Raw genomic sequence first — 13432 nt, 5'->3', positions numbered from 1 at the left:
TCGAACGCCTGCCGGACTTCCGCGCGGGGTCGTGTTAGCCTGTCGCGGTGCAGCGCCGTATGACGTCCCAGCGACTCGTAGTCAGGCGCGCCGGCTGAGCCAGGTAGCCGGCGCGCGACGTCGGCGACCGCCGATACCGAACTCTCCCGGGGCCTGGCCCGCGTTCACCCCGTTCTCGCATCGCGGAGAGTCAGCCATGTCCTTCACCACCGCTTCGTCGTACGCCGTCCCGGCCCCGCGGGCCTCGATGCCGGTGCGCCGCCGGATCGCCACCTACTTCGTCGGCGGAATCACCGAAATTCCCTCCCTCGTCGGGGCACTGACGCGGCAGGGTTGCCGCGTCCACGACCTGTCCGTGGACATCCGGGACGGCGTCCCGGAGAGCAGCATGGTCTGCGCGGTCCTGGTGGCGGCCGAGGAGATCGACCCCCTGCTCGAACACCTCCGCCTGCTCCCGGCGGTCGCCTCGGCCGAACTGGCGTGAGGAGCTGAAACCCTAGGTCAGCCGTGCCGGATCGGTACGGATCAGGGCCGCCGGTACGTCCAGCCGCCATCCCGTCTCGTACGCCTCGGCGAAGCCTTCGTCCCCGAGCACGGCCCTGCCCTGGCTGCTCAGCGCGCGGACCTGCGGTTCGGTGGGGTCGTGGGCGCCTCGCAGGCGAGCCGCGGCGCCGAGGAGGACGGCCACATCGTGGTGCCGCCCGTACTGCGCGGCCAGTCCGGCCGCGGTCACCGCCACCATCGCCACGACCGGCATGTCCTTGCTCTCGACGGCTGCCGCGTGCGCCCGGCGCAGCGCCTCCCCGGCGCCCGGCGCGTCACCGAGTTCGAGGCAGAGCGCGGCCCGCACCATGCTGACCAGTGCCTGCCCGTGGTCGCCGTCGAACGCGGTCTGCCCGGCCAGCCCGGCCTCGGCCACCTCGACCAGCTCACGCGCCCGGTCGAGGTCACCGATCCGCACCCACAGCTCCGCCTCGCGGGTGTCGAGCAGAACCGCCATGTCGGCCGACGCCGAGTACCGCACGCGTGCCCGGGTCGCGGCGAGCAGCTCGGTCGCCCGCGTGGTTTCGCCGAGCCGCAGGCGCAGGTCGATCAGGCGGAAGTCGACGAAGATCTCGTCGCTGAGGCTGAGTGAACCGAACTCGCGGGCCAGTCGTTTGGCTTCGGTCAGGTCGGCCAGCGCGCCGTCGAGATCGCCTTCGTACTGCCGCAGCTGCGCGTGCAGCGGCAGGGCGGTGGCCAGTCCCCAGCGGTCGCCCGCCCTGGCGAAGCAGTCCAGGGCGGCGGCCACGTCGTCGCGGACCCGCTCGAGGCGGCCCGCGTTCTCCTCGGACCGGGCCCGGAACATGCGGGCCAGCCCGGCCGGCCACACGTCCGGCCCGTCGGCGAATTCCTGGAGGACCGACCGCGACACGTCGGTCTCCTCCAGACTGGCCAGCCTGACCGCGGTCAGCGCGCCGCCGAAGCCCGGCAGCTCCGGACGGCTCAGCAGCCGGTCGGTGAGCGCCCGCAGGTCCTCACGCCGCTGGTTGGCCAGGTCGTTGGCCAGCGTGCTCTGGCTGGTGATGGCGCAGAGCACCAGCCCCTCGGCGATGTCGCGTTCCACGCCCGGCCGTTCGGCGGGCACCGCGACCGCCCGGCCGAGCCAGTAGGCCGCGTCGTTGTGCCTGCCGAGCATCTCCCAGTACCAGACGAGGTCCACCGCGAGCCCGATCGCGCCCGGGGAATCGCCCGTGTCGCAGAGGTGCCGCAGGGCGCCGAGCAGGTTGTCGTACTCGGCCGTCAGCACGTGGAGCGCGGCGAGCTGTCCGGGGCCGCGCAGCAGCGGGTCGTGGCGCGCGGCCAGTTCGGCGAAGTAGCGGGCGGCCAGGTCCCGTACCCCGGCGCGAGCACCCTGTTCCCCCAAGGTTTCCAGGCCGTACTCGCGGATCGTCTCCAGCATCCGGTACCGGCCGCCCTCGGGGACGAGCTGGAGCAGCGACCGGTCGACCAGGCCCGCGAGCACCTCCGGAATCTCGCCGGGTGACACCGTGGTTCCGGCGCAGACCGCGATGGCCGAGGCCGGTGTGACTCCGCCCTGCAGCACCGAAATCCGCTCCGCGACCGTACGCGCGTCCGCGTCGAGAAGGTCCCAGCTCCACGCGATGACTCCCCGCAGCGTGCGATGCCGGGGAAAGGCGGTCCGGCTGCCGGTGGTGAGCAGGCGGAACCGGTCGGACAGCCCGGCGGCCAGGTCGGCGAGCGAGAGCGTGCGCAGGCGGGCCGCGGCCAGTTCGAGCGCGAGCGGCATGCCGTCGAGGCCACGCACGATCCGCAGTACTTCACCGAGGTTGTGCTCGTCGACGTCGAAGCCGGGCCGTACGGCCGCCGCCCGCTCGGTGAACAGGCGCACCGACGCGGTACGGCGGGCCTGCTCGAGATCCGCGTCCGGGGCGGGCAGCGGGAGCGGGCCGAGCGGGACCAGCGCCTCGCCGTCGATGGCGAGCGGCTCGCGGCTGGTGGCCAGCACGCGCAGCCCGGCGCAGCGGGTCAGCAGCGCCGCGATCAGGTGGGCCACCGCGTCGATCAGGTGCTCGCAGTTGTCCATCACGAGCAGGCTTTCCCGGCCGGCCAGCTGATCGACCAGCACGTCCAGCTCGTCGGCCGGCTCACCGCGGAGCCTGGCCGAAGCCTCGAACAGCGCCGAGCCGCGCAGCCCGATCGCGGCCAGGAGCGCGGCGCCGATCTTGGCAGGCTCGGTGACCGACGCGAGGTCGATCATCCAGGCGCCGTCGCGGTACGCGCGGCGGCTCGCGGCCTCGACGGCGAGGCGCGTCTTACCGGCGCCACCGGGACCGAGCACGGTGACGAGGCGGCCGGTGGCGAGCAGTGTGCCGATCCGGTCGAGGTCGTCCTCGCGCCCGATGAAGCTGCTCAGCGGCGCGGGCAGATTGCTCGGCCTGGCCGGGGCCGCGGGCACGGGCTGCTCGGCACGCAGGAGGCGCAGATGACGTTCGCGCAGCGCGGTGCCGGGGTCGGTGCCGAGGACGTCGGCCAGGGTTTCGCGGACTCGCTCGTACAGGGCGAGTGCCTCGGCCTGACGGCCCTGGACGGCGAGCGCGTCCATCAGCAACGCGGCGGCGCGCTCGTGGACGGGGTGCTCGGCGAGCAGCGCGGTCAGCCGGGCGGCGGCCGCGGCGGCCCGGCCCAGCGCCAGTTCGGCGTCGGCCAGGTCGGCGACGGCCTCGATCGAGACGTGGGCCAACCGGGTCGCGACAGCGGGTGCCACCGCGGCGACGGCCGCGGGCTCGGCACCGGGACGGTCGCCCCACAACGCCACCGCCGCACCGAGCGCGGCGGCGGCCTCCTGGCCGCGGTCGCGCAGCCGCTCCCGGCCGTCCGCGGCGAGCCGCTCGAACCGCAGCGCGTCCACGTCCGCGGCGGCCACGGCCAGGCGGTAGCCGCCCGCGACCTGCACGACGTCGTCTGTCGAGCCGAGGGCCCGGCGCAGCCGGGAAACGAGGGCCTGCAACGCGTGGGCGGGCCCGGCCGGCGGGTCCTCGGCCCAGATCGCGTCGACCAGGACGCCCTGCTCGACCGCGTGCCCCGCGGCGAGCGCCAGCCGGACGACCAGAGCCCGCAACCGGGCACCGGGAACGGCCAGGACGGCGTCACCGCGAGACACCTGAAAGGCGCCGAGCAGCGTGACCCGAAGCCGCGCGTCCCCGTCCATCTCCCGATCTTCGCGTATCCGTCCCCGGGTCCTCACAGCAGGGCGAAGCCCGTGTCAGCGCCGTGTGCGCCCCCTGTGAGCGGCCGGCGGCAGTCTTGCCGCGTCGCCGAGAACCGGCGGCGGAAAGGGGATTTCTCATGCACGACGTAGTGATCGTGGGCGCGGGCCCGGTCGGTCTCTTCCTCGCCTGCGAGCTCGGCCTCGCGGGCACCTCCGTCCTGGTGCTCGAGCGGGAACCGGAGCCGCACTCCCCCTGGCGGGCCGACCCACTCGGGTTGCGGGGCCTGTTCGCCACCTCGGTCCAGGCCTTCTATCGCCGCGGGATGCTGGAGCCACTGCTGACGGCGTCGGGTGTCCGCGACGATCCCGGCACGGACCCCGACGCCGACGAACCGTCACCTCCGCGCGGCGTGGGCCACTTCGGCGGCATGGTGCTCGATCCGGCCAAGGTCGACCTCACCGCGCTCCTGTTCCGGCTGCCCAGCCCGGCACCGGAGAGCATGATGACGAACCTCGAAGCGGTCGAGGCGGTGCTGTCCGAGCGGGCGGTCAAACTCGGCGTGGAGATCAGGCGCGGCGTCACGGTGGACGCCGTCACGCAGAACGAAGAGAGCGTGACCGCGCACGCCGGAGAAGACGAGTACACGGCACGCTGGCTCGTCGGCTGCGACGGCGGACGCAGCGCGGTGCGCGGCCTCGCGGGCTTCGAGTTCGTCGGTACCGAGCCGCTGTTCACCGGCTACGTCATGCTCGCCACCCTCGCCGACCCGGAGAAGCTGAACCCCGGGATCAACCTGACGCCGACGGGGATGTACATCCGGATGCCCGCCGAAGGCCACATCGGCATGATGGACTGCGACGGCGGCGCGTTCGACCGTTCGCGGCAGCCGACGCGCGAGCATCTCCAGACGGTGCTGCGCCGCGTGTCCGGCACCGACGTGACCCTGCGCGACGTCCAGCTCGTCTCGAGCTTCACCGACCGGGCGAAGCAGACGACGACCTACCGGCGGGGCCGCGTCCTGCTCGCGGGCGACGCCGCGCACATCATCTCCCCCCTGGGCGGGCAAGGACTCAACACCGGTCTCGGCGACGCCGTGAACCTGGGGTGGAAGCTCGCGGCGACCGTGCGCGGGCACGCCCCGGACGGACTGCTCGACACGTTCACCCGGGAGCGTCATCCGATCGGCGCCTGGGCGGCCGACTGGACCCGTGCCCAGACCACGGCCATGCGGCCGGACGCGCACGGCCAGGCGGTGCAGGGAGTGCTGCGCGACCTGCTCGGGACCCGCGACGGAACGACCTACGTGTTCGAGAAGGTGACGGGGGCGTCGATCCGCCACGACCTCGGCAGCGAGCGGCCGCTGGTCGGCCGCAACGCCCCGGACTTCCGTCTCGAGGACGGCACCCGTCTCGGCGACCTCATGCGGGACGGACGCGGCGTCGTCCTCGATTTCAGCAGCGACCAGCGGCTGCGCGATTCCGTGACGGGCCGGGAAAACCGGCTGCGGTACGCGGCAGGCGCCGCGAGGAACGACCTCGGTGCGGGGGCCGTGCTCGTCCGGCCGGACGGCGTGATCGCCTGGGCCGGTGAGCGCGAACCCGATCGCGAGGCGTTCGAGCGGGCCGCCGACCGGTGGTTCGGCAGCCCGGAAGCCTGACTCCCCCATTTTTCCCTTTCCCCCGACCGAATTCTCAGGAGCACCTATGACGATCACTCTCCGCCCTGGCAGCACCGTGCTGTTCACCGGCGACTCGATCACCGACTGCCAACGGCGGGAAAGCGAAGACCGGCTCGGGTTCGGCTACCCGCTGCGCATCGCGGGCGAATGGGGACTCCGGCACCCGGACCGGCCGGTGACCTGGCTGAACACCGGCACCGGTGGTAACAAGGTGATGGACCTCGAAACTCGCTGGCAGACAGACGTACTCGACGCGCGCCCGGACGTGGTGTCGATCCTCGCCGGGGTCAACGACATGGGCTGGCACACGCTGGACCCCGATGGCCGCGTGATCCCCGCCGAGGAGTTCGAAGCCGGTTACGACCGGCTGCTCGCGCCGCTGGCCGAGGCGGGCACCGAACTGATCCTCATCGAGCCGTTCCTCCTGCCGATCAAAGGCGTCGTCGAAGCCGGCGGCGGTCACGCGCTCATCGGGGAGAAAGAGCGCAAGGAATGGCGCATCGACCTGGACCCGAAGATCCAGGTCGTGCGCGAACTGGCCCGCGAGTACGGCGCGCACCTGCTCGCCGCCGACGGCATGTTCGCCGGACTCGCCGCGACGACCGGGCCGGAACACTGGGCCGAGGACGGCGTACACCCCACACCGGCCGGTCACGCCGCCCTCGCGGCGGCCTGGCTGCGGCTGGTCGCGTGAGCCGGGCCGCACGATCGCCCGCGCCACCGGTGATCGTGCGGCCCTGCCCGATTCGTTCGATGGGTACCCTGCGATTCCGGGCCGGGCGATTCCGAAGGAGTACGTCGATGACCGCGTGGGAGAGCGAACGAGTCCGGTTGCTGACGGCCCATGCCGGTGATCTGGCCGAAACGGCGCTGGCGAATGTCGTGCGCGAGTACCCGCACTGCGAATTCCACTGGCACAGCGAGGGCAAATCCATCCCCACACCACGAGAACTCCACCCGTGTTTCTACGGCAGTTGCGACTGGCATTCCTGCGTGGAGATGTTCTGGGTGCTGGTGCGCCTTTTACGTCAGCACGCCGAACTCGTGCCCGCGGCGAGGATCCGCAACACGCTCAACGAGCATCTGACCCCTGAAGCACTGAAGGCCGAACTCGCCTCCTTCGCGCCTGAGGAACACCGCGCCACGCAACGCCCCTACGGCTGGTCGGCACTGCTGGAGCTCACCTTCGAGACCGCCACCTGGGACGATCCGGACGCCGCGCGCTGGTCGGCAGGCCTGCACGAGTTGAGCGCGCTCTTCGTGTCCCGCTATCTCGCCTGGCTGCCGAAGGCCACCTATCCGGTGCGACACGGCGTACACACCAACGGTGCCTTCGGACTTTCCCGCGCCCTGCCCTACGCGGGATATCTCGCCGACCGTGGCGATCCGCGGCTACGGCAGGTCGTCACCGGGACGGCCCGGCGCTGGTTCGGTGCCGACCGCGACTATCCGGGCGCCTGGGAACCCTCCGGAACCGACTTCCTGTCCCCGGCGCTGGCCGAAGCCGAACTCATGACCCGGCTTCTTCCCGCGGCGGAATTCGCCCGCTGGCTGGGCGAGTTCCTGCCCGGCATCGCCGGGCGGGAACCCGCCGCCCTGTTCACCCCGGTGACCGTGACCGATCCGTCCGACGGGCTGATCGCCCATCTGCACGGGCTCAACCTGCACCGCGCCTGGTGCTGGCACCGCCTCGCGCACGCGCTGCCCGCCGATGACGACCGGGTCCCGGCCATGCTCGGCACCGCGCACGCTCACACCCAGGCCTCACTGCCCCAGCTCACCGGCGGCACCTACGAGGTCGAGCATTTTCTGGCCTACTACGCGCTTCTTCTGCTCAGCTGAGCAGAAGAAGCGCGTCCATGGCGCTATCGCGTGCCGGGTTCGTCACTCCACCGGACCGCGTGCCTCGAACCGCTGTTGACGTCAAGACGAGCGTTGCCGGCGATGACCCCGCACGCGTTGATAGCGGCGGCTTCGCTCGGGACACCGCTGGGGAGGTTCGCCAGATCGGTGATCGTGCCGTCGGTGTTCCACCGCACCGCTCGCGGGGTTCCGGCCTTGTCGCTGACGGTACCGACGATCGTGCCGCCCCGGTTGATGGCCCTGGCCTCGGCGGCACTCGTACCGGACGGGACGGCGAGCACGCTCAGGTTTCCCTGTGCGTCCCAGCGCACCGCGTGCCCGCCGGTGGCCGAGGAATAGGAGTCCCCGACGATCGTGCCGTCGTCGTTGAGGCCGGACGCGATGCTGTAGGCGCCGCCCGGCACGGTGCTCAGCACGGAAATAGTTCCGTCGGGGCTCCAGCGCACCGCGTGGTCCACCCCCTCGTACCTGCTGGACATGCCGATGACCGTGCCGGTGTTGTTGATCGCGTCCGCCTTGCTCCAGACGTCACCCGCGAGCTTGCCCAGATCGGTGACGCTGCCGTCGGGGTTCCAGCGCACCGCGTGCCGGCCGGTGGCCGCGTCATACGCGCTGCCGACGACGGCACCGTCGTCGTTGATGCCCTGGGCCGAGGTATCGGCTCCCAGGTCCGTGATGGTGCCGTCGGGATTCCACCGCACGCCGTGGTTCCCGGAATCGCCGACGATCACACCGTGGTTGTTGATCGCACGGGCCACGCTGGAACTCGCGCCCGGCAGCACACCGAGGTCGGTGGCGGCGCCGCCGGGTTCCCAGCGTACGGCGTGCCACGAATTGTCCCCCGGCAGATACGAGTATCCGACGATGGTGCCCGAATCGTTGATGCCGTACGCGAAGCTCGAATATCCCCCGAGCGGGACCCCCAGATCGGTCGTCGTGACGCCCGCGGTGGTGGCGCCCGCGGGTACGGCGCTCGCGGTGAGCAGCGCGGCCGTCGCCGCGGCCACGACATACGCGAATCTGGGCAGCCGAATGGATCTCATCGTGATTCCCCCTTAAGGGCACTGGATTTTCCAGTGCCCTTAAGGACTTTAGCCATCGGAACCGAGCGGCGGTAGCTGCCGGCGGACTCAATTCACCGGGTACACCCAGTAACTGTCGCCGTCGAGAATGTGGTTGTCCGCCAGGAAAGTCTGCAGCCGCGTCAGCAGTTCCTGGTAGTCCGCGGTGGCCACCGGCCGCACGACGTAGGTCGGCCCCGGCGTGCTGCCCCTCGGCGAGGCGCCTTGGCGCGTGGCGTCGAACGGGAACGCGGCGCACACGTTGGTTCCGCCGCCGGGCCGTTGCTGATAGTCCGGTCCCCAGCGGGTGACGCAGCTGTTCTCGGCGACGGTGCGGTGCGCCTGCTGGGAAGCCGTGTCGTAGTACTGCCGCGTGAGCGGACGGCGCCAGACTTCGCGGCCGCCGACACCGGGGTAGCCCGGAATGAACCAGCCGCCGCCGAGCGGCGGGTACGCGGCCGACGAGCCCACGATCCCGTCGGAGACCAGACGTGCCGACTCGGCGTTGAGTGCGTCCGCCCGGTCGACGTAAAAGTACGTCTCGTGCGGGAAAGCGCAGTCGGCGCCGCGTCCATAGGAGGGGTCGAGCTGCCGGACGACGTCGCAGCGCACGCCGAAGGACGAGGCACCGGTGGTCAGCTCCGAGCGGGTGCCCGGCGGCTCTTCGACGAACATCCGGTACGAGAGCGTGTACCCGGTGCGCTTCTCCGCCTGGATTTCGGGCGGCTGAGCGGGATCGGGCAGGTCCTCGCCCGCGAAGGTGAGCGTGGTGAACTCGTTCATCTGGGTGCGCCACTCGGCGATGCTCTTGACGATGGTCGCCGAGGCCCGGTCGCACTGCGCGGTGCCGGAGGTGTTCTGCGGGACGCACTGGATCGACAGGCCGATGCGAGTCGTCTCCGGGAGGTCGGTGTAGAAGCCGCCCATCTGGTGCCCCACCTGAACCTGACGGGTCCCGGGGACGAGGTTGCTGATCGTGGTGACGAAGGCGCTCGCGGTGCCGTCGACCGCGCACCCCGCGTCAGGACAGGCGTAGCGCTTGTAGCTCAGCCGGGTCTTCGTGCAGCTGCCGAAGCGGTTCTTGGTCCAAGGACCGGTCGCGTTCGGGGCATAGCAGGTGTCGAAGGTGATGGGTGTCGGCGTGTTGCGCTCGGCGACGGTGGGCGTGGCCGCCTGCGCCGCCGGGGTGGCGACGGACAGCGAGATCGAGACGAGAGCCAGCGTCGCCAGCGCCAGTTTCCGGGCGGCGTTCATCGGTCTTCGTGAGTGCATTGTTCCCTCCCAGGACAGCGGCGGAACCGCCGGAGCCAGCTCACGCTATCGGTCCGGTTCGTCCGGGTCATTCCGGCAATCAGGTGGACAAAATTGCCCTGGTGGCCGGACGCGAGTGCCGCCGGGCGGTCCAAGATCCTTTTCCCGGCGACGCCCGCGGCCGCCGCAGCGGGGGGGGGGGGGGCGGGACCCCGCCCTCCCCGCCGCGGGGAAAGGATCACCCGGAAACGCGGTCCGCCACGGGTGACTCGGTCATGCGTTCCAGTTCCCGGCGGGCGAGCTGTTTGCGGAACTCCCCCGCGTAGGAGGCGTCACCGGCGTCGTGCATTGTCCCGGTGACCCCGACGGCGAATTCCTGAACGTTCCAGATGTGCTTCAGACAGGTATCGGAATAGCCGTCGAGCCCGCTCGAATCGCCTTTCTCGACCTGGCGGACAACGGCGCGCGCGAAAACCTCGACATCGCGCAGGGCAAGGCTCATCCCTTTCGCGCTCATCGGGGAAACGAGATGCGCCGCGTCCCCGAGCAGGAAGAGCCTGCCATGGCTCATGGGGCTGAACACCACACACCGGAGCGGCACGAGCTGCTTCTCGGCGATCCGGCCGGTGACCGCCACGGGTTCGCCGAACCGGGCCGCCAGCTCACTCCAGATCCGCTCGTCCGGCCAGTCTTCGAGAGTGTCGGTGAGCGGGCACTGCAGATAGAGCCGGCTCGCGTCCGGACCGCGCGTGATCTGTGCGGCGAAACCACGCGAGTGCACCGCCATCACGGCGGGCGGATCCGCGGGCACCTCCGCCAGGACGGCCAGCCAGGCGTACCCGAACTCATGGGAGTAGCAGGTGAGGACGTCGGCGGGAATGGACGCCCTGCTGACGCCGTGGTAGCCGTCGCAGCCGGCGACGAAGTCACAGTTGATCACCTTCGCCGAGCCCGCGGCGTCCCGGTAGCGAACCCGCGGGTGCTCGCTGTCGAGATCCTCCAGGGAAACGTCGCCCGCTTCGAAGCGAAGGTCTCCCCCGTCACGGAGAAACGTGCCGATGAGGTTCCGGACGAGGATCTGCTGGGGACAGAAAACTCCCTCACCACCCTCCTCGTCGTCGTCCCAGCCGCCCTTCCACGCCCGCGGTTCTCCCTCGATCCGCAGCGGCATTCCTTCCGATTCGAGGGGTCCGGCGGAAGAACCGCCCATGACCTCTTCGAGGCCCCACTCACGAAACATCCGCACCCCGCGGCCGTCGAGCGCCCCGGCCCGTTGCCGCCGCTCGACATAGCCCCGGCTGTGCTTCTCCACAATTACGCATTCGATACCACTGCGCAGCAGAAAATTACCGAGCGCGAGCCCGGCGACACCGCCGCCGACAATGACCACGGCAGTTTTCTCAGCTGTTTCACTCATGTGTTTCCATACTTCCTCGAATAGGCCCGGTGATCGGCAGCGCCGGGCTTCGCAAGCACTGCCGAGCACCACTGTGGCCCGCGCGAGGAGGTGCCGCCCACCGGTAACCGGACAGCCGATATCGGAAAGTCGCCAACCTCGGCGGCTACTGGCCGCTGGCGCGCAGATCGGCCTGGTAGCGCCCGGGAGTCTGGCCGACGATCGCGGTGAACGCCTCGATGAAGCTCGTGGGGTTGGACCAGCCACAGGCGATCGCGGTGTCGGTGACGGACCGGCCCTCGGTGAGCCGGACCAGGGCGTGGTGGACGCGCAGGATGGTGCGCCAGCGATGGAAACTCATCCCGAGCTCGGTGTGGAACAGCCTGCTCAGGGTGCGCGCGCTCGCGCCCGCGGTCCGGCCAAGCTCGGCCAGTGTCGCGGCCGTGGCGGGATCGGCGCGCAGGAAACCGGTGACGGCACGCAGCCGGTCGTCGCGTGGTTCCGGCAGGTGCACGGACTGGTCGGGGGCCTCGACGAGCTCGTCGATCACCACCGCGCGCAGCCGTTCGCGGGCACCGGGACGAGCCTCCCGCCGCTCGGTGAGCGCCAAGAGGGCCTCACGCAGCAACGGCCGCACCGCGAACACGCTCGGATGGGCCACCAGGTCCCCGCACGCGTCGGCGGGGATGATGACGAGACGGGCGTCGGTCCTGCCGTAGAAGCGATGGGAGTGCGCGAAGCCCGGCGGCGTCCACGTGACCCGGCTGGCCGGCGCGACCCAGCTTCCTCGCTCGGTCGTGGTGGCCACGACCCCGGAGGCCGCGTACACCAGCTGCCCATCGGTGTGGGAATGGGTGTCCATGCGGAAGCCGTGGTCGAGCCAGCCGCTGCCGTGCGACACCTTCGCCGGGAACGTCGAAGGTATCTTGGCGACTTGGCGAGGTTCCGGCATCGACCGCCACATTACCGCCGAGACGTCCGCGCCCCGGGCTCAGGGCAGCGTCGCCAGCGCGGCGCTCAGCGTCTCCTCCGAGAGATCGTTGTCGGTCATCTCCCCCGCCAGGTACGCGCCATACGCCGGGAGGTCCAGGTGCGCGTGCCCGCACAGCGCGGTCAGGATCACCTTCTCCTCCCCGGTTTCCTTGCACCGCACCGCTTCCCGCACGCAGGCCGCCAGTGCGTGCGCCGGCTCCGGCGCCGGGATGATGCCCTCGGCCCGCGCGAACCGCACCCCCGCGGCGAAACACTCCCGCTGCCCGATCGCGACCGCCTCGAACAGGCCCAGCTCGTGGATGTGGGAGAGCAGCGGCGCCATCCCGTGGTAGCGCAGCCCGCCGGCGTGGATCGGGTCCGGGATGAACTCGTGGCCCAGCGTGTGCATTTTCAGCAGCGGCGTCAGCCCCGCGGTGTCCCCGAAGTCGTAGGCGTAGGTCCCGCGCGTCAGCGACGGGCACGCCGCCGGTTCGACCGCGCGGATCACCGGGTCCATCCGCCCGGCCAGTTTCTCCCGCAGGAACGGGAACGCGAGCCCGCCGAAGTTCGAGCCGCCGCCGGTGCAGCCGACGATCAGGTCCGGCGTGTCCCCGGCCAGCCGGAACTGCCGCAGCGCCTCCTCGCCGATGATCGTCTGATGCAGCAGCACGTGGTTGAGCACGCTGCCCAGCGCGTACCGTGCCGAAGGGTCCGCCGCGGCCTGCTCCACCGCCTCGCTGATCGCGATCCCCAGGCTGCCGGCAGAGTGCGGATCGGCCGCCAGGATCGCCCTCCCGGACGCGGTCAGGTCCGACGGGCTCGGGTGGACCGTGGCACCGAACGTCTCCATCATCAGCTTGCGATACGGCTTCTGGTCGTAGGACGCGCGCACCTGCCAGACCTCGCACTCGAGCCCGAACTGCGCGCACGCGAACGCCAGGGCACTGCCCCACTGGCCGGCCCCGGTCTCGGTGGTCAGCCGCGTGACCCCCTCGGCCGCGTTGTAGAACGCCTGCGGCACAGCGGTGTTCGGCTTGTGCGAACCGACCGGGCTGACACCCTCGTACTTGTAGTAGATGCGGGCCGGGGTGCCCAGCGCCTTCTCCAGCCGCCGCGCGCGGAACAACGGCGAAGGCCGCCAGAGCCGGTAGACGTCCAGGACCTCTTCCGGGATGTCCACATAGGACTCACCGGACACCTCCTGCGCGATGAGCGCCTGCGGGAACAGCGGCGCCAGGTCCGCCGGGCCGATCGGCTCGCGAGTGCCCGGATGCAGGGGCGGCGGTGGCGGCTCGGGCAGATCGGGGACGACGTTGTACCACCGGGCAGGGAGATCGGCCTCGTCCAAGGTGTACTTCGTGCGTCCGGACATCACGCCTCCTAGGTTCGGCGAACCGACCATAGGACGGCCTCGCCGCCGATGCCAGCCGTGGCCCCCGGGCCCGGGGGCCCCGGCCCCCCGCTCACCCAACCCCCGCGGTTACCATGTAATGTCTCC

The 13432-nt window shown here is 71.1% G+C and carries 10 protein-coding genes; 4 read left to right on the top strand and 6 right to left on the bottom strand.

Features of this window, described 5'->3' with window-relative positions:
* Positions 1 to 196: 196 nt before the first annotated feature.
* On the top strand, positions 197 to 484 hold the full coding sequence (locus tag ACFWX1_RS23525; RefSeq protein WP_378390625.1) for a hypothetical protein: 288 nt from the start codon (positions 197 to 199) through the stop codon (positions 482 to 484).
* Positions 485 to 496: 12 nt separating this feature from the next.
* On the opposite strand, the gene ACFWX1_RS23520 is transcribed toward ACFWX1_RS23525, so the two are convergent.
* Complete coding sequence (locus ACFWX1_RS23520; RefSeq protein WP_378390623.1) at positions 497 to 3712, bottom strand: BTAD domain-containing putative transcriptional regulator; 3216 nt, start codon at positions 3710 to 3712, stop codon at positions 497 to 499.
* A gap of 137 nt (positions 3713 to 3849) precedes the next feature.
* On the opposite strand from ACFWX1_RS23520, the gene ACFWX1_RS23515 reads away from it, so the two are divergent.
* The 3 genes from ACFWX1_RS23515 to ACFWX1_RS23505 all read left to right on the top strand — a co-directional run bounded on the left by ACFWX1_RS23515 (position 3850) and on the right by ACFWX1_RS23505 (position 7233).
* Positions 3850 to 5370 (top strand): FAD-dependent monooxygenase, encoded by a 1521-nt coding sequence (locus ACFWX1_RS23515; protein WP_378390621.1) that lies wholly within the window; start codon positions 3850 to 3852, stop codon positions 5368 to 5370.
* A 46-nt stretch (positions 5371 to 5416) separates the two neighbouring features.
* The gene (locus ACFWX1_RS23510; protein WP_378390619.1) at positions 5417 to 6085 is read left to right on the top strand and encodes a GDSL-type esterase/lipase family protein; all 669 of its coding nucleotides are present in this window, start codon (positions 5417 to 5419) and stop codon (positions 6083 to 6085) included.
* Between the two features lie 107 nt (positions 6086 to 6192).
* Complete coding sequence (locus ACFWX1_RS23505; RefSeq protein WP_378390617.1) at positions 6193 to 7233, top strand: DUF2891 domain-containing protein; 1041 nt, start codon at positions 6193 to 6195, stop codon at positions 7231 to 7233.
* A 23-nt stretch (positions 7234 to 7256) separates the two neighbouring features.
* Here ACFWX1_RS23505 and ACFWX1_RS23500 read toward each other — a convergent pair whose 3' ends face one another.
* The 5 genes from ACFWX1_RS23500 to ACFWX1_RS23480 form a co-directional block, all read right to left on the bottom strand.
* Complete coding sequence (locus ACFWX1_RS23500) at positions 7257 to 8297, bottom strand: hypothetical protein (protein WP_378390615.1); 1041 nt, start codon at positions 8295 to 8297, stop codon at positions 7257 to 7259.
* Between the two features lie 87 nt (positions 8298 to 8384).
* On the bottom strand, positions 8385 to 9587 hold the full coding sequence (locus tag ACFWX1_RS23495; protein ID WP_378390613.1) for a transporter: 1203 nt from the start codon (positions 9585 to 9587) through the stop codon (positions 8385 to 8387).
* Positions 9588 to 9804: 217 nt separating this feature from the next.
* Positions 9805 to 10983, bottom strand: a complete 1179-nt coding sequence (locus tag ACFWX1_RS23490) for a 4-hydroxybenzoate 3-monooxygenase (protein WP_378390611.1) — start codon at positions 10981 to 10983, stop codon at positions 9805 to 9807.
* Positions 10984 to 11128: 145 nt separating this feature from the next.
* On the bottom strand, positions 11129 to 11914 hold the full coding sequence (locus tag ACFWX1_RS23485; RefSeq protein ID WP_378390610.1) for a helix-turn-helix domain-containing protein: 786 nt from the start codon (positions 11912 to 11914) through the stop codon (positions 11129 to 11131).
* A gap of 39 nt (positions 11915 to 11953) precedes the next feature.
* On the bottom strand, positions 11954 to 13306 hold the full coding sequence (locus ACFWX1_RS23480) for a TrpB-like pyridoxal phosphate-dependent enzyme (protein WP_378390608.1): 1353 nt from the start codon (positions 13304 to 13306) through the stop codon (positions 11954 to 11956).
* Positions 13307 to 13432: the final 126 nt, after the last annotated feature.

Source organism: Amycolatopsis sp. NPDC059021 (genome assembly GCF_042739895.1).
Lineage (GTDB): Bacteria > Actinomycetota > Actinomycetes > Mycobacteriales > Pseudonocardiaceae > Amycolatopsis.
Note: the sequence above shows the minus strand (reverse complement) of the source record. Positions and strands in the feature narration are given on the sequence as shown.